We start from the raw sequence: 24,649 nt of genomic DNA, 5'->3' as shown, positions 1-24,649 counted from the left end.
TTTAAAATTTTTATTATTCATTTTCAATTCTGGTAATGACTGCGTCACCCCAAAGCTCTTCTATATCGTAGTACTCACGTACCTGTTTCTGGAATATATGAACCACCACTGAAACGTAATCTACCAGTACCCACATCGCATTTTCAGCACCTTCTACGTGCCAAGGTCTGTCGTGCAACTCGTTTCTTACTTTTTTCTCAACACTTCCTGCCAATGCAGCCACCTGTGTATTTGAGTTTCCACTACATATTACGAATGTTTCTGCTACGGAGTTTTCGATGTTGGAAAGATCAAAGATCATAATATCTTCACCTTTTACGTCCTGGATAGCTTCAACGATTTTATCTATTAATGCTTGTTTTTCTGCTGTTTTATTCATTAAAAAAATACTATAATCTGCAAATTTATTGTTTTTTCTTTACTTTAACCTTACTTTTACCCTCTTAATGTCTTAAAGTTTTCTTAAATGAGCCAACTCTTCTACCTGAAAGAATGTTCTTCTACTAATGACGAAATATCAAAGTTTTTACTTTACGGAAATTCAGATTTTACAGGGCTTCATACTTTTAATCAGACTAAAGGCCGTGGTCAGTATGGAAATACCTGGACTCAGACTGCCGGTAAAAACCTGGCGTATACGCTGGCAGTGAATACTCAGAACATCTTGTGCTCTGACTTTATATTCAATTACTATACCGCAATGATAATCCGGGATTTCCTTGCCAAATTGTCTGACTCAGAGGTAAAAATCAAATGGCCGAATGATATTATCCTTAAAGGTAAAAAAATCGTTGGAATTTTAATAGAAAAGAAAAAATTTAATCAAAATAATTATTTCATCATAGGAGCCGGAATCAATATTCTGCAGGAAAATTTTGATGAAATATCCAACGCAGGATCACTCCTGACGCAAACAGGAATAGAATTTGACCTTGAAGACTTTGCCCAAAACCTTCATGAATTCCTTACTGAAAAACTGAAAGACATTCCATCTGATCAGGAAATACTGGACGGATTCAATACCAACCTTTTCAGAAAAGATCAGATATCAGTCTTTGAAATTGAAAAAGAGCGACAAAATGGCATCATCCGAAAAGCAGACGAAAAAGGTGAACTCTGGATTGAGCTGGAAGACGGGATGCATTCCTTTTACCACAAGGAAGTAAAATTACTTTACTGATTGGCTCTTTTGATATAAAGATAAAGAGTAAGCGGAAGGAATACAAGATTGGGCAGCCACATTGCTAATGCCGGAGACAAACTTTTATTTTCCGAAACTACCTTTAAGGCTTCAAATGAAAACACAAAAATAAAGGCTAATGAAATCCCTATCGCCAGGTTAATTCCCAATCCACCTCTTTTCTTTTGTGATGACAGGGAAAGGGCCAGGAACGTCAGAATGATGATTGATACAGGCATTGAAGTTCTTTGATGAAGCTCATTCAGATAAGAATTGAGATTGCTGTTTCCTCTTGCCTTTTCTCTTTCAATAAATTTTAAAAGTTCCGGAGTGGTTTTATTTTGGCCCAAAAGCTCGTTCGGGAAAAGCTCTTCCGGGGAATGCCCATAGTTTTTCCTTAATTCTATTCCGTTATTAAGCTTTTCAGAATTGTCTTTATTGATTGTTTTTTCCAAATAATTATTTAAGACAAACTGCTTTTTGGCTTTGTCCCAATATACTTCACTGGCTTTTAGCTCGTAGGTCATTTTTCTGTCTTTATCATATTTCTGATAGACAAAACTTGATCCTCTTTTTTCTCTTTTATTCCAGGAATCAATGAAGATATATTCGGTTTTACTCAGCTGTGAAGAAGCAGGTGCTGTTCCTAAAATCTTTTCTTTATTGGCTGCATTATACGTATACGCTTCCAATTCATTTTTCTTGATATTGGCCCATGGCAGCACCATATGGTACACCACAAGGGCGATCAATCCAATAAAAATGGAAGTAACCAGATAAGGCTTGGAAAATCTGTGGAAGCTGGCTCCACTACTGATGATGGCGACAATTTCGGTATTATTTGCCATTCTGGAGGTAAAATAAATCACCGAAATAAAAACCAGGATGGAAAGAAAGGTCACCACCAGATTAATAATCCAGAAGGGATAGAAATGGATCAGGAAATACATCAGATCCAGTTTCGGATCAATGGCTTTGGCATTTTCTATCCTTGGAATTTTCTGCTGTACATCAATTACCAGGACAACTATAGACAACAATACAAGCATGAAACTGAAAGTTCCAAGGTATTTTTTTATGATATATCTGTCTACAATTTTAAGCATATTTTCTTATAGTCTTTGTCTGAGAACCGGTACCACAGAGTTTTTCCATTCATAGAAGTCACCTGCAATGATATGTTCTCTGGCTACTTTTACCAGATCCAGATAGAATGCAAGATTATGAATTGAAGCAATCTGTTTTGCCAGATATTCTTTAGATACAAACAAGTGACGAAGATACGCTTTTGAATATTCACGATCTACAAAGCTGGTCCCGAATTCATCCAAAGGAGAAAAGTCACGCTTCCATTTTTCATTTTTAAGATTCATCACCCCCTGCCATGTGAAAAGCATTGCATTTCTTGCATTTCTTGTTGGCATTACGCAATCCATCATATCAATCCCCAACCCTATAGATTCAAGGATATTCCAAGGAGTTCCCACTCCCATCAGGTATCTTGGTTTTTCTTTAGGAAGAATATCTGTTACTTCATCTGTGATTCTGTACATTTCTTCTTCAGGCTCTCCAACGGAAAGTCCTCCGATAGCATTTCCTTCTGCTCCTGCTTCGGAAATCACTTCTGCAGAAATTTTTCTAAGATCGGAATAGGTAGATCCCTGAACAATCGGAAAAAGTCTTTGCTTATGTCCGTATAATTCAGGATTATTGTTGGTCCATTCAATACATCTCTTTAGCCATCGGTGGGTAAGCTCCATAGATGATTTTGCCTGGTTATAATCGCACGGATAAGGAGTACATTCATCGAAAGCCATGAAAATATCGGCTCCGATCTGTCTTTGAATTTCCATTGATCTCTCCGGGGAAAACATGTGATAACTTCCGTCGATATGAGACTTGAATCTTGCCCCTTCTTCCGTCATCTTTCTGTTACTGGCCAGTGAAAATACCTGAAAACCTCCTGAATCGGTAAGAATAGGAAGGTCCCAGTTCATGAATTTATGTAAACCACCCGCATCCTGCATCGTCTCCATACCGGGACGAAGGTAAAGGTGATAAGTATTTCCCAGAATGATCTGGGCTTTAATGTCTTCTTTTAATTCTCTCTGATGAACTGTTTTTACACTTGCTACAGTTCCCACAGGCATAAAAATAGGCGTCTGTATCTTCCCGTGATCTGTGGTAATTTCCCCTGCTCTTGCTTTTCCTTCAGAGGTTTTTTCTATATTAAAAAATTTCATCTCTATACTTTTTTAATGCACTGTTTTATCAGTGATTCCTTGCGGACAGAACCTGTATGCCCTTTTACCTTACTAAAGGCATTACAGCACCATTCTGTTTTATTTTATCCTTTACGTATTTATCTGCTTTGGGATCTTTTTTCAGTAATATTTCCTGTGCATCATTGGCAATCCCATCCATTTCTTCTTTAATTACATAGTATTTGAAACTGTCTACAAAATCATCAGGCTTTACCTTATATGATTTCAGGACAGCTCTTGTACCTGCTTCCATATTTTTGTCAGGATATACATAGATAGCCTGATCATTGATCGCAAGATCGGCAATTATTTCTGCCATCATACCTTTATCAATAAGATTTTTAGGCTTATCAATATAATCGCCACACGAAAACAGCCCCAGCAAAACGAAAATAAGGATCAGCTTTTTCATCAGTTTCATAGTCTGTTGATGATTGATTTCCATTTTAAGTTCAATACTCCGAAAACGGCCTCATGGATAATTCCGCCGTTCATTTTGCTCTCTCCTAAAATTCTGTTGGTAAATATAATGGGAACTTCTACAATTCTGAAGCCTTTTTTAAATGCTCTGAATTTCATTTCTATCTGAAACCCATAACCTTTTAATTTTACATTATCCAACCCTATTTCTTCCAATACCTTTCTTGAAAAGCAGACAAATCCTGCTGTCGTATCATGAATTGGCAGTCCCAGCACAAACCTTACATATTTTGAGGCAAAGTAAGAAAGCAATACTCTTCCCATAGGCCAGTTCACCACATTTACCCCTTTTGAGTAGCGGGAACCGATGGCCATATCGGCATTTAAACAGGCTTCGAAAAGCCTTGGCAGGTCATTCGGATTATGTGAAAAATCGGCATCCATTTCAAAAATATAATCGTATTTATTTTCAATAGCCCATTTAAACCCATGAATATATGCTTTTCCCAGACCATCTTTCACATGCCTTACTGACAGGTGGAGATAATGCGGATATTTCTTCTGCAATTCCTTTACAACCTCTGCTGTTCCGTCCGGAGAAGTATCGTCTACTACTAAAATATGAAAGTCATCTTCCAAAGCAAAAACCGCGGAAATAATATTTTCAATATTTTCCTTTTCGTTATAGGTTGGGATGATGACGAGTTTTTTCATTTCAGTTTGCAAAGATAGTTTATTTAACCTTTTTATTTTATACAAAATAATCTATAATTTTGCAAAAATATTTCTCGGGGATTAAGCGGATGAAACAGAAACTTTTATTCAACAGATCTGAACAATACGTAAAATCGATGAGAGCAAATATTTTAACTGCAGATTCATGGATCAGGTGATAGGAAAATCTATGCCGCACTGTGTAATCCGAAGTTAAATAATAAATAAAAAACTTAAATTTTGCCATCATCACAACAACACTTCATCAATCACGTAAGAATACCTGAGAATAATGATTGGGTAATCTTCATCCTTGTGGGCTGTATCTTTTTGTATGTTTTTATGATGAACGTCATAGAAAGGGATGCCAGTCTCAAAGATTTTCTGCTTCAGAAATATTTTGATGCAAGTAATAACCTTCCCAGCTGGATAATTACATCCTGTGTAACCACCCTTACCCTTTCTGTATTAATCTCACAATATGTTCCTGTTGTACCGAAATTTATTGCGGATCTTCAGCTTTTAGGATATCAGCTTAATAAATTCGGGTATACTTTGCTGGTTGTGATGTTTTTTTATTTAATAAAATCCACATTAGGGTTTTTATTTTATCAAAGTATAGGGGATGGAAAAAAATGGACTATTTTTTATTTTACCTCCACAAAATTTTATTTCATTCTTTCTTTTTTGCTAATAATTCTTTGTGTAGCCCACTATTACTTCCCGATAGACAGAAATAAAATGTTTTTATATTATTTCTGCTTCTTTTCTTTTGTATTCATTTTCAAGGTTTTTTTCTATTTATTTCACAAGAACAAGATTCTTCCGGAGAAATGGTATTATAAATTTTTGTATATTTGCACCCTCCAAATTGCACCATTATTATTGCTTTGGAAGTTGTTATTTTTTTAATAAAAGTCAATGATGAGAATAAAGTCTATATTGGTTTCTCAACCAGCGCCTAGTGAGTCTTCTCCATATCTGGATATAGCGAAGAAGGAAAAAATAAAGATTGATTTCCGTCCATTTATCCACGTCGAAGGGGTTGACAATAAAGAGCTCAGAACACAGAAAATAGATCTGACGCAGTATACCGGTATTATTTTTACCAGTAAAAATGCGATTGACCATTACTTCAGACTCGCAGAGGAATTGCGTTTTGCCGTTCCGGACACGATGAGATACATCTGCCAGTCGGAAGCAATTGCCAACTATCTTCAAAAGCATATTGTGTACAGAAAAAGAAAAATCAGCTTTGGGGAGAAAAATTTCTCAGACCTGCTTCCTCTTTTCAAAAAATTCCCTACTGAAAAATATCTGTTGCCATCTTCAGATGTTCTAAGTCCGGATATTGTAAAAACCATGGATGCATCTAATGTAGACTGGACAAGAGCAATTATGTACCGCACCGTATGCAGCGACCTTACAGATATCAACGTCAAAGATTATGACATGTTGATTTTCTTCAGTCCGCAGGGAATCAAATCACTGCAACAAAATTTCCCTGACTTCAAGCAGGAAGAAACCAAAATCGGAGTTTTTGGAAACACGACTTTGGCAGCGGCGGAAGAAGCAGGATTAAAAGTAGATTTAATGGCGCCTACGAAGGAAACTCCTTCCATGACAATGGCCCTGGAAAAGTATATTAAAGCACTTCACAAATAGTCTTTACTATAAAAATACAATCAACCATCTTTTCAATAAAGGGAAGATGGTTTTTTTTTACCTAAATTTGAACAAAAATTAATATTGAATTGATTTATACTTAAATTACTTAGTTTCAGAAGAAAAAAGTATAGAATTCCAATTCGATAAAAAAAATAAAATACCCCGGATGAAAGCTCCACAGGCAAAAAAAATTGAAAAAATACTAGAAACCCACGGCGATAAAAGAATTGATAATTATTTCTGGCTGAATGAAAGAGAAAACCCTGAAGTTATCAAATACATTGAGGAAGAAAATGCCTACGCGGAATTTATCATGAAAGATACTGAAGCTCTTCAGGAAGAGCTTTTCGAAGAAATGAAGGCACGCTATAAAAAAGATGATGAATCTCTGCCTTATTTCTTTAATGAATACTGGTATATTGTGCGTTATGAAGAAGGCAAAGAATATCCTATCTTCTGCAGAAAGTATAAAAGCCTTGAAAATGAAGAGGAAATTGTACTTGATGTTAATATCCTGGCAGAAGGAGAAAACTTCTTTGAAGTAGGAAGTGTAGCCGTAAGTCCCAATAACGAACTTGCTTCTTTTTCATCAGATAATGTAGGAAGGAGAATTTACACGTTGAATTTCAAAAACTTAAAAACCGGAGAAATTCTTCCTGATACAATTCCAAATACTACAGGAAAAGCTGTCTGGGCTAATGACAACCAGCATATTTTTTATATCAGAAAAGATAAGAATCTTCGTGCATTTCAGGTGTACAGACATCAATTGGGGACAGATTCAGCGGAAGATGTTCTGATCTTCCATGAAGAGGATGAAACGTTTGATGTAAATGTGTTTAAGACAAAATCTTTACAATATATTTTTATTGCAAGCTCAAGTACTATTTCTGATGAGCACCGCTTTATTCCTTCTGACGATGTATTTGCAGAATGGACGGTGATCCAGCCAAGAATAGACGACCTTGAATATTCAGTAGAACATTATGAAGATGAGTTTTATATCATCACCAACGCCGATGACGCCATCAATTTCAAAATTGTAAAAACAAAAATTGACAATTGTGGTATGGAAAACTGGGTGAATGTCATTCCACACCGTGCAGAAGTTTTGCTGGAAGGTTTTGAAATCTTTAAAGATTATCTTGTTCTTGAAGAAAGAGAAAAAGGATTGCTTCAGATCAAAATCATTGATGAGACCACACAGGAATCTCATTATTTGCCTTTTTCTGATCCTACATACACGGCTTATATTGGTGTCAATCTGGAATTCGATACAGAAATTTTACGTTACGGTTATACTTCTCTTACCCAGCCAAGCTCAACTTATGAGTATAACATGAAGGATAAGACTACAAAACTGCTGAAGCAGCAGGAAGTCCTGGGGGGAAAATTTGTTCCTGAAAACTATGTTTCGGAAAGAATATGGGCAGATTCAAGGGACGGTAAGACAAAAATTCCTATTTCTTTAGTGTATCATAAAAACACCAAAAAATCAGCTGACACTCCTCTTCTTCTGTATGGATACGGAAGTTATGGACATACCGTGGACGCAAGCTTCTCAAATGTAAGATTATCGATTCTTGATCGGGGATTTATTTATGCTATTGCTCATATCCGCGGTGGAGAATATCTGGGAAGAGAATGGTACGAAGACGGAAAAATGCTGTTCAAGAAAAATACATTCTTCGATTTCATTGATGCAGGAAAATATCTGATCAGGGAAAATTATACTTCTTCAAGACATATGTATGCGATGGGGGGAAGCGCAGGAGGACTGCTGGTAGGTGCTGTGGTCAATTATGAGCCTCAGTTATTTAACGGAATTGTAGCACAGGTTCCTTTTGTAGATGTTGTTACCACCATGCTGGATGATACTATTCCTTTGACAACCGGAGAATATGACGAATGGGGAAATCCCAATGATAAGGAATACTATCAGTATATGAAAGAGTACTCTCCTTATGATAATGTAGAAGCAAAAGATTATCCGCATATGCTTATCACTACAGGATTCCATGATTCTCAGGTGCAGTATTGGGAACCGGCAAAATGGACCGCAAAACTTAGAGAGCTAAAAACAGATGATAATATATTAATTTTTAAAACGGATATGAGCTCCGGGCACGGAGGGGCAAGCGGAAGATTTGAATCCCTGAAAGAAGATGCATTGGAGTATGCATTTCTTTTAAAAATAAATGGTAATTGATAAAACTATGATTAACGAGTCCGAATATTGGAAAAAAATAGAACAGTTCTTCGAAGACAACTTTCAGACAGAGAAGAACCCTCCCATTGAAACCCTTTTATTTCTGATTGGGTTACAGGAGCTGGGAAGCGGTCAGCAAAAATATACAAAAGACGACAAAGTAAACCTGATTCACATTGCTGTGTGCAGGCTGCTTGAGCCTTTTGGATATTATAAATTCACCCATTATGAAGACGGATGGCCGCAGTTTGATAAACTGGAAGAACTTCCGGAATTAAAGCCAAATGAGCAAACCCTGCTGATGAAAAAGGCTATTATTCAGTATTTTCAGGAGGAAGAGCTCTTGTAAAAGCAGGAAGCGTGAAGATGGAAGCAGGAAGTTAATCCCTGTTGATAAATAAAAAGAGGATTTTCCATGGGAAATCCTCTTTTTTATAAATAAGTATTTTTACATCTTCAATTCATCCAATCAATTCTTCCAGTTGGTTCAACCCCATAGTAAATCCCTGTTCAAAACCCATATCCAGCATCTTTTTCATTACTTCCTCAGACTGGTAGTGAATATTAATAGTTACTTTGGTTCCCTCTTCCACTCCTGTAAAGCCGATCAGCCATTTTGATTTTGGAAAATCTTCATTAACATTTCCTTTCTCATCACAGAAAGCACTCATCCAGTCAAGACTTCTGTGCTCTGTAATTTCTCCGTATTCAGAACGGGAATATCCCTTTTCTCCGTTAGGCCCTACCATGGCGTAAAACCAGATCCCTCCTTCCCTGAAGTCCTGACTTACTGTCTCACATCTCCAGGGTTTAGGTCCCCACCATTGATCCAATAACTCTGCCTTCGTAAAATGATTCCATACCGTTGAAACATCAGCCTTATAAATTTTCATGACATAAGTACTGAGTGCATCAAAATCTTTGTTGAAAATAATATTAGATTCCATACATAATAATTTTTATTAAAGTTAGGACTTTATTTATTGAAAGGACTTTTCATATGACAAGTAAAGGATAATTCATAAATAATTGTTAAAAAACACTCTTTTAAGAAAAAAAAGACAATTTTTTGGCTCGTTTTTTGTTTACGTAGTCTTAAAACAATTAATTTTAACATTCATATTTCCAAAACATATATAATTAAATAATGAATAACAAATTCATCCCAATAATTTCGGTGTTTATGACAATCTCACTGATTGTCTTTGTGACGCTCCAATTTTATTGGTTGAAAGGCTATTACGGCGTACTGGAACAGGATTTTTCAAATAAAGTGTATGCGGTTTTGGAAAGTACTTCAAAAAGTATTGAAGAGATTGAAGCTGACAAATACCTGAATCAGGATTACAAAGATTTCAGAAAAAATATTATTGCCAACAGTAAGCAGCCATCCTTAACTACGATTCAGCAGGTGGAGGACTCCGGCACCCAGAGACAGATCATCTACTCCAAAAATATTATTGAAAAAACGCAGCTTCCGATTTCTCAAAAAGGAGATTCTATTAAGCTGACAACGCTATATACAGACGAGGCAGCCTACAAAATAAAGAGAGATACGACCAATCGCGAACTTCTTACCACGGATATTAACCAGGAAATTGAAACCGGTGATTATTCCATGAAGGAGTTTGTAAAGGTATACGGAAATAATCTTCCCATTACCAAAAGAGTTGATTCGAAAACGCTTGATTCCGTTATTGCGAAGGAGCTTAAAATAAGAGGAATTACAGCTAAATTCGGATACGGAGTTCTTGACCGTAACAACAAGCTTACAAGTATAGCAAACAAAGCTTACAAAGAGAAAAAAGACAGCAATACCTACAGCTTCCCTTTATTTGCAGATAAGAAAAATACCTTATACAGCCTTGCATTGGTATTCCCTAAAAAAGAATATTCCCTGGCGATGAACAACTGGCCAATGCTGCTCGGAACATTCCTTTCTCTTCTTACAATTCTTGGGATTTACATTATTTCCATCAATTATATGATGAGGCAGAAGAAGCTTGCTGAAGTAAAAACCGACTTCATCAACAATATGTCCCATGAATTTAAAACACCATTGGCAACCATTTCTGTCGCAACAGATTCATTGGCTAATGACAAAATTGCTACCAATCCGGATAAGGTGAAATATTATTCCGAACTGATCAAACAGGAGAATCTGAGGATGAAAAAGCAGGTGGAAAATGTGCTTAATATGTCTAAGCTTGAAAGAAATGAAGTAGAGCTTTTCCTAAAAGAAACCAATGTCAGGGAACTTATCAAAAAAACTACAGAATCTTTCAATCTGATTGTACAGCAAAGAAACGGTACCCTTACACAGGAGTTCAATGCCAATCATTATAATTTTAAAATAGACGAATTCCATATCTCAAACATGCTGGTCAACTTACTGGATAATGCCAATAAATATTCTCCTGAAGCACCGGAAATACATGTGAAAACAAGAAATGAAGGACACTGGTATGTGATTGAAATTTCTGATAAAGGAATGGGAATGGATACTCAGAATAAAACCAAAATTTTCGAGAAATTCTTCAGGGAAGAAACCGGAAATATACACAACGTAAAGGGACAGGGATTAGGACTTTCCTACGTTAAAAAAATTGTAGAACTGCACAAAGGACAGATTATCGTGGACTCCCATAAAGGAAAAGGAAGTACGTTTACGATCAAGCTGCCGATGAGCTAGAAAGATAAATGACAGGTGATAAGCGATAAATGATAAAAAATCTCTTTTACATCAATTATCAACGATCATTCATCAATTATAAAAAGTAAAACCAAATATCAAAATATAGAAGATAGAGTGAGAAAGTTCATTCTTAATTGTTAATTTTTAATTATTAAAATTATGAGCAACAGAATATTATTAGTAGAGGACGATCAGAGTTTCGGGGCGGTGCTTAAAGATTATTTGACCATCAATAATTTTGAAGTAACTCTTGCCACTGACGGGGAGCAGGGACTTAAAGAATTTACAGAAAATGAATTCGACATCTGCATATTTGATGTAATGATGCCTAAAAAAGACGGGTTTTCATTAGCAGAAGACGTAAAAAAGATTGATAAAAATACACCGATCATATTCCTTACCGCAAGAAATATGAGAGAAGATATCTTAAAGGGATACCAGTTAGGCGCTGATGATTATATCACAAAACCTTTCGATACTGAGCTTCTTTTATACAAAATCAAGGCAATTCTTCAGAGAAGTTCCACTTTGGAAAATGAAGAACAGGAGCAGTTTAAGATCAGTAACATTTTCTTCGACTCTATGCTGAGACAGCTGAAAGTAGGAGATAAAGAATACAAACTTTCTCCTAAAGAAAATGAATTATTGAAGCTTCTTTGCATTCACAGAAATGATTTCATGCCGAGAGATCTTGCTTTAAGAAAGATCTGGAAAAAAGAAAATTATTTTACTGCAAGAAGTATGGACGTATATATTGCAAAACTTCGTAAGCTGTTAAAAGATGACGAGGGATTGGAAATCATCAATGTTCACGGAGAAGGATTTAGACTTTTGGTAAAAAATTAATCCAAAAATCAAATTATAAGTATAAAATTAGCAAAACAATTGAAAATGTTTTGCTAATTTTGTTTTCATACCCATGGATATGAAGAATACATTTATAGGTTTGATCGCCGTATCACTATTAGCTGCATCCTGTAAAAAGGATGAAAGAGCTACCTATTTAAAAGAAGAAGCTAACGCCGGACAACCGAACGTAGCCTTTAATACCACCTCAAAAACAACGCTGATGGATCAGGCGGGCATTCAGTCTAATCCGACCCCCGCTCCTATGGCTACAGCTCCGGGGATGAATCCTCCACACGGACAGCCGGGACACCGATGCGATATTCCTGTGGGACAACCTTTGAACGGACAACCTGCTGCAGCTGCTCCTTCAACACAAAATGTAAATGTGAACGGAGGCAACACCATACAGATTGACCCGAATGCTTTATCACCTGGAAAAATTACCCTTGATAACAACGGAAAACAGGTAAAAACGGCTCCGGGAATGAATCCGCCCCACGGGCAGCCCGGACATCGGTGTGATATTCCTGTAGGACAACCATTAAACAGCAAGCCTGCTCCGGCTCCTCAACCTGCTCAAAATGCAGTACAGACAACTTCGGCCCCAGCTCCTGCACCTGCTGCACAGAATCTCGCAATGGGAGAAAAACCAAAATTAAATCCTGCCCATGGTGAACCGTGGCACAGCTGTTCTCTGAAAGTTGGTGATCCTTTGCCATAAATTTCTTATTTTTGCAGATATGAAGCTGTTTCACCTACTTGCAATAGTATTTTGTCTGGGAATCTTTCTGGTTCCCAAGGATAATTTCTATGCGCAGGGAATGCAGGAAACATGCTGTAAAGCAGAGTCTTCCAAGAAAATGGACTGCTGTAAAAACCATTCTTCAAAAAAGGAAAGCAAACATGATAAAACAAAATCATGTAATGATGACTGCTGCTCATCATGTGTTGCCTGCTACACTTTTATTGAAACCCCTTTCTCAAAAAATCTACGTTTGGAACTGTCTTATTACAAAGCCAATAAGAATCCTCAGTTTCAATATTCAGACCCTTATCTCTCAGACCGTTTAAAAGAAATCTGGCAGCCGCCCAAGATAGGTTAATTAAAATATCCAGGGTTCATTATGTCGTATAGTGAACTGTTTTTTAATTAATTAAAACTTTAAACAAAATGAAATTATATATTTCCAGGTTGATACTTGGTGCATTATTCTTATTTACACAATTGATATCTGCTCAAACACTTTCAAAAAATCAGTTCAAGGTAAAAGGGAACTGTGAAATGTGCAAAACAAGAATTGAGAGTGCAGCTAAAAAAGCAGGTGCCAAAACAGCAGTTTACTCCATTGATCTGCAAACATTAACATTAGAAACAGACAAGGTATCTGCTGATGATATTTTAAAAAAAGTAGCAGAAGCCGGCCATGATAATGAGAAGTTCAAAGCTTCTGATACAACATACGAAGGGCTTCCTGGATGCTGTCATTATGATAGAGATCTGCAGCCTTCAAAGGCAGAAACTCATCATGAACATCATTCGGACACCAAGATTTCCGGTAAAAAAGAAAATGAATTCTATGTAAGAGGAAACTGTGCGTCATGTAAAGCCAGAATTGAAAAAGCAGCAAGAGAAGCCGGTGCCGATACTGCTGAATGGGATGCAGAGAAACAAACAGTTATTTTAAACTTTGATCCGTCAAAAACCTCATCAGATAAAATTTTAAAGGCTATTGCCGATGCTGGTCACGACAATGAAAAATATAAAGCTTCGGATGCTGTTTACAACGCACTTCCGGCATGTTGTCTGTACGACAGGGATTTTACTTTTGGTGAACCTAATCCAAAAGCACATTACGAAGAAGAAACAAAGCATGAAGATCATAAAAACAATGAAACCTCATCAGCTAAAGAAGATCATTCCCAGCATGAAAAGAATATTGATGGAGTTGTCGTAACCGGTTCCAAGGCGTCAACAGCTTTAAGTAAGAAAGAAGCCGGACTTGTTTTTAATATTGATAAAAAAGAGCTGTTAAAGGCAGCTTGTTGTAATCTTTCTGAAAGTTTCGAAACCAATGCAACAGTGGACGTTTCTTTCAGTAATGCCGTTACAGGAACAAAACAGCTGAAAATGCTTGGTCTGGATCAGAAATATACCAGCTTAACAAAAGAACAATTGCCAGAAATCAGAGGATTGGCTTCTGCCTATGGTCTAAATTTTATCCCGGGCAGATGGATTGAAAGCATCCAGCTTACCAAGGGAGGAAGTACTGTAACAAACGGATATGAAAGTATCACAGGGCAGATCAATACTGAACTTTTGAAGAATGCAAAGACGCCGGAAACATCCCTGAATCTTTTTTCCGATTTCAATGGAAGGGCTGAAATCAATATTACCAATGTTTCTCCTATCAATGATAAATGGTCACAGACGTTCCTCCTGCACGGAAACGGAACTTTCGGAAATACGGATATGAATCATGACGGTTTTCTGGACAGACCAAAAGGAACGCAGATCAACGCAGCATATCTGCTGAATTATAACGATCTTGAAAAGTCGGGGTTCGGGTCTCATTTCGGAATTAACTTTATCAGAGATGAAAGAACGGCAGGAGAAATTGGTTTTGATAAAAAATTAGGCCAGGACAAACAGCCTTTTTATGGGGTAGGCATTGATATTTCAAGATTTCAGGTCTGGAATAAAACAGGATATATTTTTAAAGGAAAACCTTATCAAAGTATCGGCTGGATGAATCAGTACGTTTATCATCAGCAGGACAGCTTTTTTGGATTGAGAAATTATTCCGGACAGCAGCATACCTATTATTCCAATTTAATCTTTGAAAGCATCATTGGAAATACCAATCATAAGTATAAAGCAGGGGCAAGTTTCTTATATGACGGTTATAAAGAAACGTATTTATTGAACGATTTGAGAAGAAACGAAATTGTACCGGGTATTTTTGCCGAATATACTTTAACAGGTTTAAAATATACTTTGGTAGCAGGTTCAAGAGTAGATTTTCATAATCTGGCAGGAACTCAGTTTACACCAAGACTTAATTTCAAATATGACTTCACGCCTCAGACAATTTTAAGACTTTCTGCGGGAAGAGGTTTCAGAACAGCAAATGTATTTGCGGAAAGCCAGCAGTATTTTGCATCAAACAGGGCTATCAATATTTTATCTAACGGAGGAAATATTTATGGATTAAAACCTGAAATTGCATGGAACTACGGAGCAAGTTTACAGCAGGAATTTAAGTTATTCGGAAGGAAATCAAGCATTATTGCGGACTTCTTCAGAACAGACTTCCAGGATCAGGTATTGGTAGATCTGGATCAGTCTCCTCAACAGCTGACATTCTATAATCTGGATGGGAAATCTTTTGCGAATTCATTCCAGACCCAATGGGATTTCATGCCTGTAAAAAACCTTGAGGTAAGACTGGCTTATAAATATTATAATGTACAGGCAGATTATATCCGTGGAAGAAGAGAAGTTCCTTTTATGGCGAAGCACAGAGGGTTTGTAAACTTAGCGTATTCAACCAATAAAAATAATAATGGAGGATTCTGGAGTTTTGATACTACTTTAAACTGGGTAGGAAAACAGAGACTTCCGGACACATCAGCGAATCCGGCAGAGTTTCAGCTGCCAGCCTATTCTGAATCTTACGCTGTGCTGAATGCTCAGATTTCAAGAAATTTCAATAAAAAGATCAGAGCATACCTGGGAGGAGAAAACCTGACTTCTTATTATCAGAAAAATGCGATTGTAGATTTTAAAAATCCTTTCGGAAGTTATTTTGACGGCGGGATGGTATATGCACCGATTATGAAGGCCAACTTCTATGTGGGGCTGGATGTGACGTTTTAAAGGCGGGAAGATGGAAGAATGAAGCTGGAAGTACTGGTAGCCACTAAAGTTCTTATTGGGTATAATAATTACTGAAATGTTCTCTGAATAAACAAAACCTTATAGATCTTTGAGACCTATAAGGTTTGATTTTTACCATCAGCAGGTAAAATTTATCAGTAATAACGGAGGAGAATAAAAACTTCTGATCACTTCCAGAAACTTCCCTCTTCCAACCTCGAGCTTCCTTACCAATAAAAATCCGCTTCAATGAAGCGGATTTTTTATTTATCTTCCAAAGTCGTCCTGTACTCTTACGATATCATCTTCATCTGAAGGATTGGACGCATCGGTATGCTGCCAGATTTCAGCTACAATTCCCCAGCCTGCAAGACCGATTAATCTGTGTCTTTCTCCTTGCTGAAGTTTCACCTGATCTTTTGGACCATATTCTCCTAATTCTCCTTCTTCATCGGTATTACTTCTTTTGATGCCTACAGTTCCTTCCACTACCTGCCAGATTTCGGCTCTTCTGTGGTGGTACTGCCAGCTTAATCTTGCTTCAGGGGCAACAATAAGAATTTTCGGGCTCAGCTTCCCTCCTATTCTAAGGTTGTCTACATCAATTCCATCGAAATATTGGTTGGCAAAATCCTGTGCCTGTGTTTCATCGATCACAAAGAAACCTCCCCATGGTCTTGTATCATCTTTTGCTGCGATGTTAAAACCTTGTGTCTGCAGCATATTCTCTACTCTCTCGAATATTTCTTTTTTTTCTGTACTCATACAGCTATATTTTTAATTTAAAGTTTATTTATTTGATTCTTCTTTTGACATTGAATATGGGAAATCTTTTTCCTGCGAACCTCTTTCTTTATTGGGTTTGCTGTCCATTTTAAAGTCTAAAACAGCTCCTTTCATCAGTTCTTTATGACTTAGCCAGTTTTTGGAATAAGGCTGCTGATTTACATTCAATGATTTTACATATAAGTTTTCAGCAGTATTTTCCGGAGCTTTTATTTCAATTTTCTTACCATTTTCCAAATGGATGGTAGCTTCTTTAAACAAAGGTGCTCCTAATACATACTGATCTGTTGCCGGTGTTACCGGGTAAAATCCAAGGGCTGAGAAAATATACCACGCAGAAGTCTGTCCGTTGTCTTCATCACCGCAATATCCATCAGGTGTAGCATGATACAACTTATTCATCACCTGTCTTGCCCAATATTGGGTTTTGTAAGGTGCTCCTGCATAATTGTACAGATAGATCATGTGCTGAATAGGCTGGTTTCCGTGGGCATACTGTCCCATATTCATGATCTGCATTTCTCTGATTTCATGGATCACACCTCCATAGTAACTGTCATCAAAAACCGGAGGCAATGAAAATACTTCATCTAATTTGGCTTCAAATTTCTTTTTCCCACCCATCAGTTCTGCCAGACCATCAATGTCCTGAAAAACTGACCAAGTGTAATGCCAGCTGTTTCCTTCTGTGAAAGCATCTCCCCATTTGAAAGGATTGAAAGGCTTCTGGAAATTACCGTCTTTATTTTTACCACGCATTAAGCCTGTCTCCTTGTCGAATACATTTTTATAATTATAAGCTCTTTTCTTATAGATATCAATTTCTGAAGCAGGTTTTCCTAATGCTTTTCCTAACTGATAGATTGAAAAATCATCATAAGCGTATTCTAATGTTCTTGCTGCATTTTCATTGATATTTACATCGTAAGGGACATAACCCAGTTCATTATAATACTTTACTCCTGCACGTCCTACAGCTTCTATAGGTCCTTCATTATTCGCTCCGTGTTTTACAGCCTGCCAAAGTGTTTCCGCATCATACCCGCGAAGTCCTTTGATGTAAGCGTCTGCTACTACGGATGCGGAATTGTTTCCAATCATAATATCGGAATATCCCGGGCTACTCCACTCTGGCAAGAATCCTCCTTCTTTGTAAGCATTGGCCAATCCTTCCTGCATTTCTATATTGATGCTTGGGTAAACAAGGTTCAGGAAAGGGTACAAAGCACGGAAAGTATCCCAGAAACCGGTTCCTGCAAACATTCTTCCGTCAACAATTTTACCATTATAAGGGCTCCAGTGTTTTATTTTGTTTTGAGCATCAATTTCATATAACTTTTGCGGGAAGAATAAAGTTCTGTATAAAGAAGAGTAAAAGGTTCTCATCTGCTGATCTGTTCCTCCTTTTACGTCTATTTTTCCTAGAGTTTTGTTCCAGATATTTTTCGCATCGGTTTTTACCTGCTCAAAGTTTCTGGTTCCGATCTCTCTTTTAAGGTTAAGTTCTGCCTGTTCAAAGCTGATGAAAGAAGAGGCTACTTTTGCATAAACCGTTTCTTTATTTTTAAGTTTAAACCCTACTACAGCACCGGTGTGATCGCTGGTAATTTCCAATTGATCATTCACCAGTTTATCATCTTTCCAGGTTTTCGTCAGTTCAAAGTCTTTATCAAACTGAATGACAAAGTAGTTTTTAAAATTCTCATATTTCCCGGTAGAATATCTCGTTGTGTATCCAAGGATCTTTCTTTCTTTTGGTAAAATTTTGATGTAAGAGCCTTTGTTCAAAGCGTCGACAACTACATAAGCACTGTCTGTTTTGGGAAAATCAAATTTAAAATAAGAAGCTCTTTCCGTAGGGGTAAATTCTGTCGTGACGTTGATGTCAGCCAGATAAACACTATAAAAGTAAGGTGTGGTAACCTCAGCTTTATGACTGAACCAGCTTGCTCTTTCGTCTTCTTTAAATTTCACTTTTCCAACTCCCGGCATGATGGTAAATGCGCCATAATCATTCATCCATGGAGAGGGTTGGTGGGTTTGTTTAAATCCTTTTATTTTATCTGCATCGTAGGTATATGCCCATCCGTCACCCATTTTACCGGTCTGTGGCGTCCAGATATTCATTCCCCATGGAAGTCCTACAGCAGGATAGGTATTTCCATTAGATAATGAAGGTTTGGATTGTGTTCCCATCAAAGGATTCACATAATCTACGGGAGATACATTCTGACCTAACGCCCAGGCCTGTAATAGCAGTAAGCAAGTGGAAAATATAAACTTCATTGTATCTTTTCGTTTGTTAATTTATAAAAGCTTTTTTAATGCATAGCTGGCAGCTCCAAGAATGGCCGCATCTTCAAATATGGCTGAAATTTTAACCTGCAAGTTAATATTATTCTTTGTTAAATTCTGAATAAATCTTTGTTCAAAATGAGGATAAGCCTTGGCAATATTTCCTCCTATAACTAAAACTTCCGGTTTGTAATAATCCACATATTTCACAATAAATTCAGAGAAAGAGTCTGCATATTCATCAAACATTCTTTTCTGTATTTCCGCCGGTTTATTCAGAAGGTCTTTTGTTCCTGAAATTTCTTCACCAGTCAGTTCTTTATAACGATTCACGAACCATCGCGTCGCCAGATATTCTTCACTGATAGAGTCTTTAAAAGGCGAATCCCACAGGTCTTCATCGGTAGCCAATTCTCCGTTATAGAAAGTTGTTCCCAATCCTGTTCCAAGAGTGACCCCAAATATCCTGTTGAATCCCTGAGCACACCCTCCGAATACTTCACCTTCCATAAAGGCTGCCGCATCGTTTACAAAATGAATCTGTTTCTGAGAAATAGCCAGTCTTTTCGCCAGTTCTTCCTTAATATTCACCTGATAGATATCGATAAATTTTCCATGCTGCATAAGGGATATCCCGTTTTCATAATCGAAAGGTCCCGGCATTGCGATACCAATCAGAAGATCTTCTTTTACCAGATCATGAGCCACTTTATGAATGGCTGAAACCCATGCTTCAAAAATAACTTCTTTATTTTCGAAAGCATCTACATGTTCTCTTACATAAGTGGAAGAAATGATTTCACGTTTTTCCGGATCTACCTGAGCCAGCGTAATGTGCGACCCTCCAATATCAATTCCTACTATATTCTGCATTATTTTTTATTTTTAATTTCCTGTGACTGAAAAAACAGACAAACAGAAGCATCCCCCTGTCTGTCTGCTTTGTATTTCAGACTTTATATTTTCAATTCTGATAACTACATCATTATCTGAATTTTACTTCACGATTACTTTACCCGTTGATAGTACTTTACTGTTTGAGGATGTAATTTTGTAAATATAAGTACCACTGATTAAATCCTGCGTATTGACTGCATTATTATTTTGATTAATATTCTGTTTTTTAAATAATTTTCCTGAAACATCATACAAGGCCACTTCAGTTGCAGCGTTGTCGTTAATGACAAAATGAATATCATTTCCGCGTTTGACAGGATTCGGATAGGCCGCACTGTTCTCTTTTACAGATTCAAGATCTTTTACCGCAAGAGATGAAGTACAGGCAACGTCTGTTCTCCAGTTTGCGTCTGTCATATTGATCAGGGTTGCAAAATGGGTATTTGCCGTAGCATCCAAGGCTCCCATTCCACTGCCTTCATCCATTTTCCAGTTGGCTTCAAGCCCCGTGGAATTGGCAGGAACATTACAGCTGTTACTTAAAATTTCCTGTGGGGTCAGTGCTCGTTTCCAAACTCTGAATTCATCAAGGAAGCCGTTGAGTGTACGGGAATTGTCATAGTTTCTTCCCAGATAAAGAATTCCGTTTGCCGTAAAGTTTCCTGTCACCGCAAAGGTTGCATCAAGATTACCGTTGACATAAATTTTCATGGCTGTACCATCATAAGTGGCTGCTATATGATACCATGTATTGGTGTTGAATGCTGTATTCGTATTCAATTTCACCTGTGATGAACCAAAGCTCAATATGAATTGAAGCTTATTATTCGCGAGGTTGCCGTCTCCGAAACGAAGCATCGCAGAGTTATTATCTCCTACTTCCACTCCTAACACTGATGAAATGTAAGGGAAAGCTGTTTTGAAAGCATTTACTTTTACCCAGCCCTCAAAGCTCACTGCATTTCCACTCAGGTTAAATTGTCCTGCATTAAGATAGTGTGTGCTTCCGTTAAAAGAAAGTGACCTTGCTCCGGGACTTGTAACCGGTGCGAAACCACTATTAAATGATCCTTCTCCTGAATAGGTACTTGCAGTTCCTCCCGCACATGAAGCCTGTACTTTCCATACATAGTTTGTGTTAGGCGTTAAATTCTGTAATGAGTAGGAGTTGGTGGTAATATTCGGAATTTCAGACCATGTTGTTGCTGAAGCTGTTTTGTATTGCAGTGTATATGAAGTGGCATTTCCTGCATCCCATGACAGTTGTGCCGTATTACCAAGGAAACCTCCGGAAGTTAATCCTGATGGTGTAGTGCAACCACTTCCGGAGTTAAACCTTGGTGCAAAAATATAAGTACTTGTTAATGTCGGTGAGCAATTGGACTGAATTCTCCAGTCATAATCTGTATTCAGGGTAAGATTATTGATCACAATATTATTTCCTGAATAATTGCTGGCTACATTCGTCCATACTGTTGAGTTGACCGGCTTGTAATCAATATTATAAGATTGGGAAGCATTGGAAGTCCAGTTCAGTTTTGCTGAAGTTCCTGTTACATTGGAAACATCAAGTCCCAATGGCGGATCACAGGTTTGCCCCTGAGACCATGAATATAGCTGACCGCTTAAGAGCGTATTTTCGTTGTAAAGGATATTGGAACCTGTGCTCAGATAACTGGCTACATTGGTTCCCGGCAAATCATACCACATAAATACTCCATATTGGTCATTCTTGGTGCTGGTCGCTAAGCTTGCCAATATTGTTGCAGATGTAGAACCTGGATTCGAGTTTTGGATCCATGTTGCTGCAGCAGAAATTTTAGATTTATCAAGAGGTGGAACAACCGGAGCATTGTAGGTGCTGTACATCGCATTCCATGTATAATTGATATAATTTCCTGCTAAATCTCCGTTATAACTCTGCCTTGTGGTAGCCGGACCGTAGTAATAAAAAGTTATCAATTTATCCGGCATTGCGGCTTTCAATTCCTGCAAAAGCATTACAAAAGAACTGTTATTAGGCTGTCCTGTTCCGTTATTTCCGTATCCTGCATATTCATCATCAAGGTCCACCCCATCCAGTCCGTAGGTATAAACAGTATGAGCCACCTGCATTGCGAAATCTTTTGCCGCTGCACGGTCAGGAAAATTGGAGATTCCTGCTCCCTGGTGGTTTCCTAAAAGATCCAGCAATACTTTTATTCCTTTTTGTTGTAAAGGTTTTACGTAGGTATTAACATCGTTCAGGACTTTGGTAACGTTGTTATTGTTTGAGATGTAAGCTCTGTTTTTGGAAACATCATAATTGATATTAGCTGCAAAGATAATCGCAACATCAAAAAGCTGTCTGTTCGTATTCTGCAAGGTATATGAACCTGCATTCAGCATATTATTGTTGTTCACTTCCACATAGCAGACTCCCAAAGGATCAAGCTGCTGTGCTTTGAGCAATGGAGCAGATTGAAGCATGAGTGCCATTAAGGGAATAAAAAAGGATTTTTTTCTCATAGTATATCAATTTTATAGTAGAAAAAATCATTGGGCCGAAGCCCAATGACCTGGTTATTATTTTACAATTAGTTTTTCTGACTGTTTCAGGTTTCCGTCATGAGATTCAAACTGAACAATGTAGTTTCCTGCTGAAATTCTGTTCAATTCATATTGATTGTTTCCTGAGTTCAGTGATTGGGTGTCTACAATTCTTCCGTTATAATCATAAACCGTTAATTTTCCTTTACTATATTCATCCGGAACAGAGACCGTAAGTGATGAAGATTTGCTTACCGGATTAGGATATAATTTGATTTGATTTTTACCATTTATCTGCCCTTCACTTATTGTCTTTTGGCTCGAAGCATTTCTTGCCAATAGGGAACTTCCCGTTGCACATGGCAGATCTGTTCCCCAATTAGAAGAGTCTACGCCTGTCAACGTTAAAGTCACTCCGTTTCCTGAAGTATCCTGAACGGTAGAACCACTTCCTTCGTTAAACTTCCAGTAAGCAGCCAGTGAAGTAGCCGGAACAGATACATTACACATATTCTGACTGATTTCCGTTTGGCTTAGTGCACGTTTCCATACTCTTACCTCATCTATTTTTCCATTGAAGTTCCTTGACGTGTTGTATAAATATCCTACATTGAATGCTCCTGTTGAATTTACACTTCCGGTTTGTGCTTTAGTGGCATCCAGAACACCATTGATATAGATTTTCATATTGGCTCCATCATACGTTGCAGCTACATGATACCATGTATTGGCATTTAAAGCTGTTGCAGAGGCCAGTTTTTGCTGTACATTATTAATACTGACTACAAATTGCAGTTTATTATTGGCCAGACCGGCGTCTCCTAATCGTAAGAACGCAGAATTGCTGTCGCTTACTTCAGTTCCCATAATAGAAGAAATATATGGAGAAGCCGATTTGAATGAAGAAGGTTTGATCCAACCTTCAAAAGACAATGCTGAACCGCTTAGATTCATACTTCCGGCAGCTCCTGATTCTGTACTTCCATCCAGAGACAAAGCATAAGATCCTGTAGGAGTGGTTCCTGAGGCACTGGTAAATCTTGGCGCAAACATATAGGCACTTTTCACGCTGCAATTGGTTCTGATTCTCCAGTCGTAATCAGTATTAGCTGTTAATCCGGAAATCGTTACAGAAGTAGAACTTGTTGCTGTTACTGCATTTGTCCAGGTAGTTGAAGAAGCGGGTTTATAATCAACATCATAGGTATTGGTTCCTACAGCTGACCAATTCAGTTTCGCGCTTGTTCCTGTAAGATTGCTTGTATATAATCCGATAGGGGCATCACAATTGGTTCCCTGTGTCCAGGACTGTAAAGTACCGCTTAAAACAGTAGGTTCTCCGTACAATGTCTGAGTTCCTGCTGAAAGCTGTGCTGTTTCATTGGTTCCATGCAAATCATACCACATGAATACGCCGTATCCGCCGTTTTTAGTTTGAGTGGCCAGGCTGGTGGTGGTAGAATTGGAAGTATTTCCCATCCAAACCGCTGCAGGAGAAATTTGTGCTTTGGTGAGAGGAGGTACATTGGGAGCGGAGAAGGTTCCATACATCGCATTCCAGCTGTAGTTAACATTATCTCCTACTCTGGCTCCGTTCCAGGAAAGTCTTGAAGCTGCGGGACCATAATAGTAGAATGAAATAATCTTATTCGGTAATAATGCTCTGAGTTCCTGAACAAGCATTACAAAGGAACTGTCATTAGGCTGCCCTGTTCCGTTATTTCCATATTCTGAGTATTCATCATCAAAATCAATTCCATCAAGACCGTAAGTATTCACTGTATTGGCAAGCTGTAATGCAAAGTCTTTTGCTGCTTCACGGGTAGGAAAATTACAGATTCCCGCTCCCTGATGGTTCCCCAAAATAGTGAGTACTACTTTCATTCCTTTCTGCTGAAGGGGCTTTATGTAGGTATCTGCATTGGTAAGAACCTTGGTAACATTATTATTGGAATAGAGATAGGCTCTTCCACGGCTGGTATCATAATTAATATTGGCCGCAAAGATATTCACAACATTAAACAGGTAGCTGTTTGATGTCTGCAGTTTGTACGCTCCCGCATTCAGGAGGTTGTTGTTATTCACTTCCACATAGCATATCCCTGTAGGGCTAAGCTGCTGTGCGTTGATCAGAGAACCTGACTGAAGCATCATGGCAATCAGTGTGGCAAAGATGGATTTTTTTTTCATTGTATAATTTTTTTAAGGTGTTTTGGTGTCTGAATTTTATATAGCATTCCCCTGATACCTTCTTTTTCGGAAAGGA

General features: G+C 37.8%; 21 protein-coding genes. 10 read left to right on the top strand and 11 right to left on the bottom strand.

Going from position 1 to position 24,649, the window contains the following annotated elements; translation table 11 throughout:
- Positions 1–13: 13 nt before the first annotated feature.
- Positions 14–379 carry a ribosome silencing factor gene (rsfS, locus tag EL165_RS17360; RefSeq protein ID WP_002982704.1) on the bottom strand — a complete coding sequence of 122 codons (366 nt, stop codon included), beginning with the start codon at positions 377–379 and terminating at the stop codon, positions 14–16.
- An 87-nt stretch (positions 380–466) separates the two neighbouring features.
- Between rsfS and EL165_RS17355 the strand changes: the two genes are divergently transcribed.
- Positions 467–1,180, top strand: a complete 714-nt coding sequence (locus EL165_RS17355) for a biotin--[acetyl-CoA-carboxylase] ligase (RefSeq protein WP_002982702.1) — start codon at positions 467–469, stop codon at positions 1,178–1,180.
- Here EL165_RS17355 and EL165_RS17350 read toward each other — a convergent pair.
- From EL165_RS17350 to EL165_RS17335, 4 genes are all read right to left on the bottom strand, one after another.
- On the bottom strand, positions 1,174–2,286 hold the full coding sequence (locus tag EL165_RS17350) for an LptF/LptG family permease (protein WP_002982700.1): 1,113 nt from the start codon (positions 2,284–2,286) through the stop codon (positions 1,174–1,176). The genes EL165_RS17355 and EL165_RS17350 overlap by 7 nt on opposite strands.
- 6 nt (positions 2,287–2,292) lie before the next feature.
- Positions 2,293–3,423 carry a tRNA guanosine(34) transglycosylase Tgt gene (tgt, locus tag EL165_RS17345; RefSeq protein WP_002982698.1) on the bottom strand — a complete coding sequence of 377 codons (1,131 nt, stop codon included), beginning with the start codon at positions 3,421–3,423 and terminating at the stop codon, positions 2,293–2,295.
- A gap of 64 nt (positions 3,424–3,487) precedes the next feature.
- Positions 3,488–3,889, bottom strand: coding sequence for a DUF4296 domain-containing protein (locus EL165_RS17340; protein WP_002982697.1), 402 nt, complete (start codon positions 3,887–3,889; stop codon positions 3,488–3,490).
- Positions 3,862–4,578 (bottom strand): polyprenol monophosphomannose synthase, encoded by a 717-nt coding sequence (locus tag EL165_RS17335; RefSeq protein WP_002982694.1) that lies wholly within the window; start codon positions 4,576–4,578, stop codon positions 3,862–3,864. The genes EL165_RS17340 and EL165_RS17335 overlap by 28 nt, the downstream gene beginning before the upstream one ends.
- Positions 4,579–4,920: 342 nt before the next feature.
- Here EL165_RS17335 and EL165_RS17330 point away from each other — a divergent pair, with 342 nt between their 5' ends.
- From EL165_RS17330 to EL165_RS17315, 4 genes are all read left to right on the top strand, one after another.
- Complete coding sequence (locus EL165_RS17330; protein WP_002982689.1) at positions 4,921–5,490, top strand: DUF4271 domain-containing protein; 570 nt, start codon at positions 4,921–4,923, stop codon at positions 5,488–5,490.
- A 12-nt stretch (positions 5,491–5,502) separates the two neighbouring features.
- Positions 5,503–6,243 carry a uroporphyrinogen-III synthase gene (locus EL165_RS17325; RefSeq protein ID WP_041461971.1) on the top strand — a complete coding sequence of 247 codons (741 nt, stop codon included), beginning with the start codon at positions 5,503–5,505 and terminating at the stop codon, positions 6,241–6,243.
- A gap of 169 nt (positions 6,244–6,412) precedes the next feature.
- Entirely contained in the window at positions 6,413–8,455 is a 2,043-nt protein-coding gene (locus EL165_RS17320; protein ID WP_002982684.1) for a S9 family peptidase, read from the top strand.
- 7 nt (positions 8,456–8,462) lie between these two features.
- On the top strand, positions 8,463–8,804 hold the full coding sequence (locus EL165_RS17315; RefSeq protein WP_041462031.1) for a hypothetical protein: 342 nt from the start codon (positions 8,463–8,465) through the stop codon (positions 8,802–8,804).
- Between the two features lie 112 nt (positions 8,805–8,916).
- Here the strand turns inward: EL165_RS17315 and EL165_RS17310 are convergent, their stop codons facing one another.
- Positions 8,917–9,402: an SRPBCC family protein gene (locus tag EL165_RS17310; protein ID WP_002982679.1), complete on the bottom strand. Its 486-nt coding sequence runs from the start codon at positions 9,400–9,402 to the stop codon at positions 8,917–8,919.
- A 200-nt stretch (positions 9,403–9,602) separates the two neighbouring features.
- On the opposite strand from EL165_RS17310, the gene EL165_RS17305 reads away from it, so the two are divergent.
- From EL165_RS17305 to EL165_RS17285, 5 genes are all read left to right on the top strand, one after another.
- Complete coding sequence (locus EL165_RS17305) at positions 9,603–11,147, top strand: sensor histidine kinase (protein WP_002982675.1); 1,545 nt, start codon at positions 9,603–9,605, stop codon at positions 11,145–11,147.
- 162 nt (positions 11,148–11,309) lie between these two features.
- Complete coding sequence (locus tag EL165_RS17300; protein WP_002982671.1) at positions 11,310–11,996, top strand: response regulator transcription factor; 687 nt, start codon at positions 11,310–11,312, stop codon at positions 11,994–11,996.
- A gap of 73 nt (positions 11,997–12,069) precedes the next feature.
- A complete protein-coding gene (locus EL165_RS17295; protein WP_002982669.1) occupies positions 12,070–12,720 on the top strand; it encodes a polyadenylate binding domain-containing protein in 651 nt (216 codons plus the stop codon).
- A gap of 19 nt (positions 12,721–12,739) precedes the next feature.
- Positions 12,740–13,102, top strand: coding sequence for a hypothetical protein (locus EL165_RS17290; protein ID WP_050791165.1), 363 nt, complete (start codon positions 12,740–12,742; stop codon positions 13,100–13,102).
- 68 nt (positions 13,103–13,170) lie between these two features.
- Positions 13,171–15,876, top strand: coding sequence for a TonB-dependent receptor domain-containing protein (locus EL165_RS17285; protein WP_002982664.1), 2,706 nt, complete (start codon positions 13,171–13,173; stop codon positions 15,874–15,876).
- A gap of 267 nt (positions 15,877–16,143) precedes the next feature.
- Here EL165_RS17285 and EL165_RS17280 read toward each other — a convergent pair whose 3' ends face one another.
- The 5 genes from EL165_RS17280 to EL165_RS17260 all read right to left on the bottom strand — a co-directional run bounded on the left by EL165_RS17280 (position 16,144) and on the right by EL165_RS17260 (position 24,573).
- Positions 16,144–16,641 carry a cupin domain-containing protein gene (locus EL165_RS17280; protein WP_002982662.1) on the bottom strand — a complete coding sequence of 166 codons (498 nt, stop codon included), beginning with the start codon at positions 16,639–16,641 and terminating at the stop codon, positions 16,144–16,146.
- A 24-nt stretch (positions 16,642–16,665) separates the two neighbouring features.
- Positions 16,666–18,948 carry a GH92 family glycosyl hydrolase gene (locus tag EL165_RS17275; RefSeq protein ID WP_002982659.1) on the bottom strand — a complete coding sequence of 761 codons (2,283 nt, stop codon included), beginning with the start codon at positions 18,946–18,948 and terminating at the stop codon, positions 16,666–16,668.
- Between the two features lie 21 nt (positions 18,949–18,969).
- Entirely contained in the window at positions 18,970–19,830 is an 861-nt protein-coding gene (locus EL165_RS17270) for an ROK family protein (protein WP_002982655.1), read from the bottom strand.
- Between the two features lie 123 nt (positions 19,831–19,953).
- Positions 19,954–22,362, bottom strand: coding sequence for an endo-beta-N-acetylglucosaminidase H (locus EL165_RS17265; RefSeq protein ID WP_002982652.1), 2,409 nt, complete (start codon positions 22,360–22,362; stop codon positions 19,954–19,956).
- Between the two features lie 57 nt (positions 22,363–22,419).
- Entirely contained in the window at positions 22,420–24,573 is a 2,154-nt protein-coding gene (locus EL165_RS17260; RefSeq protein ID WP_002982649.1) for an endo-beta-N-acetylglucosaminidase H, read from the bottom strand.
- Positions 24,574–24,649: the final 76 nt, after the last annotated feature.

Origin of the sequence: Chryseobacterium gleum (genome assembly GCF_900636535.1) — a bacterium.
GTDB classification, from domain to species: Bacteria; Bacteroidota; Bacteroidia; order Flavobacteriales; family Weeksellaceae; genus Chryseobacterium; species Chryseobacterium gleum.
The sequence above is the reverse complement of the archived record's forward strand: the minus strand, read 5'-3'. Positions and strand labels throughout refer to the sequence as shown.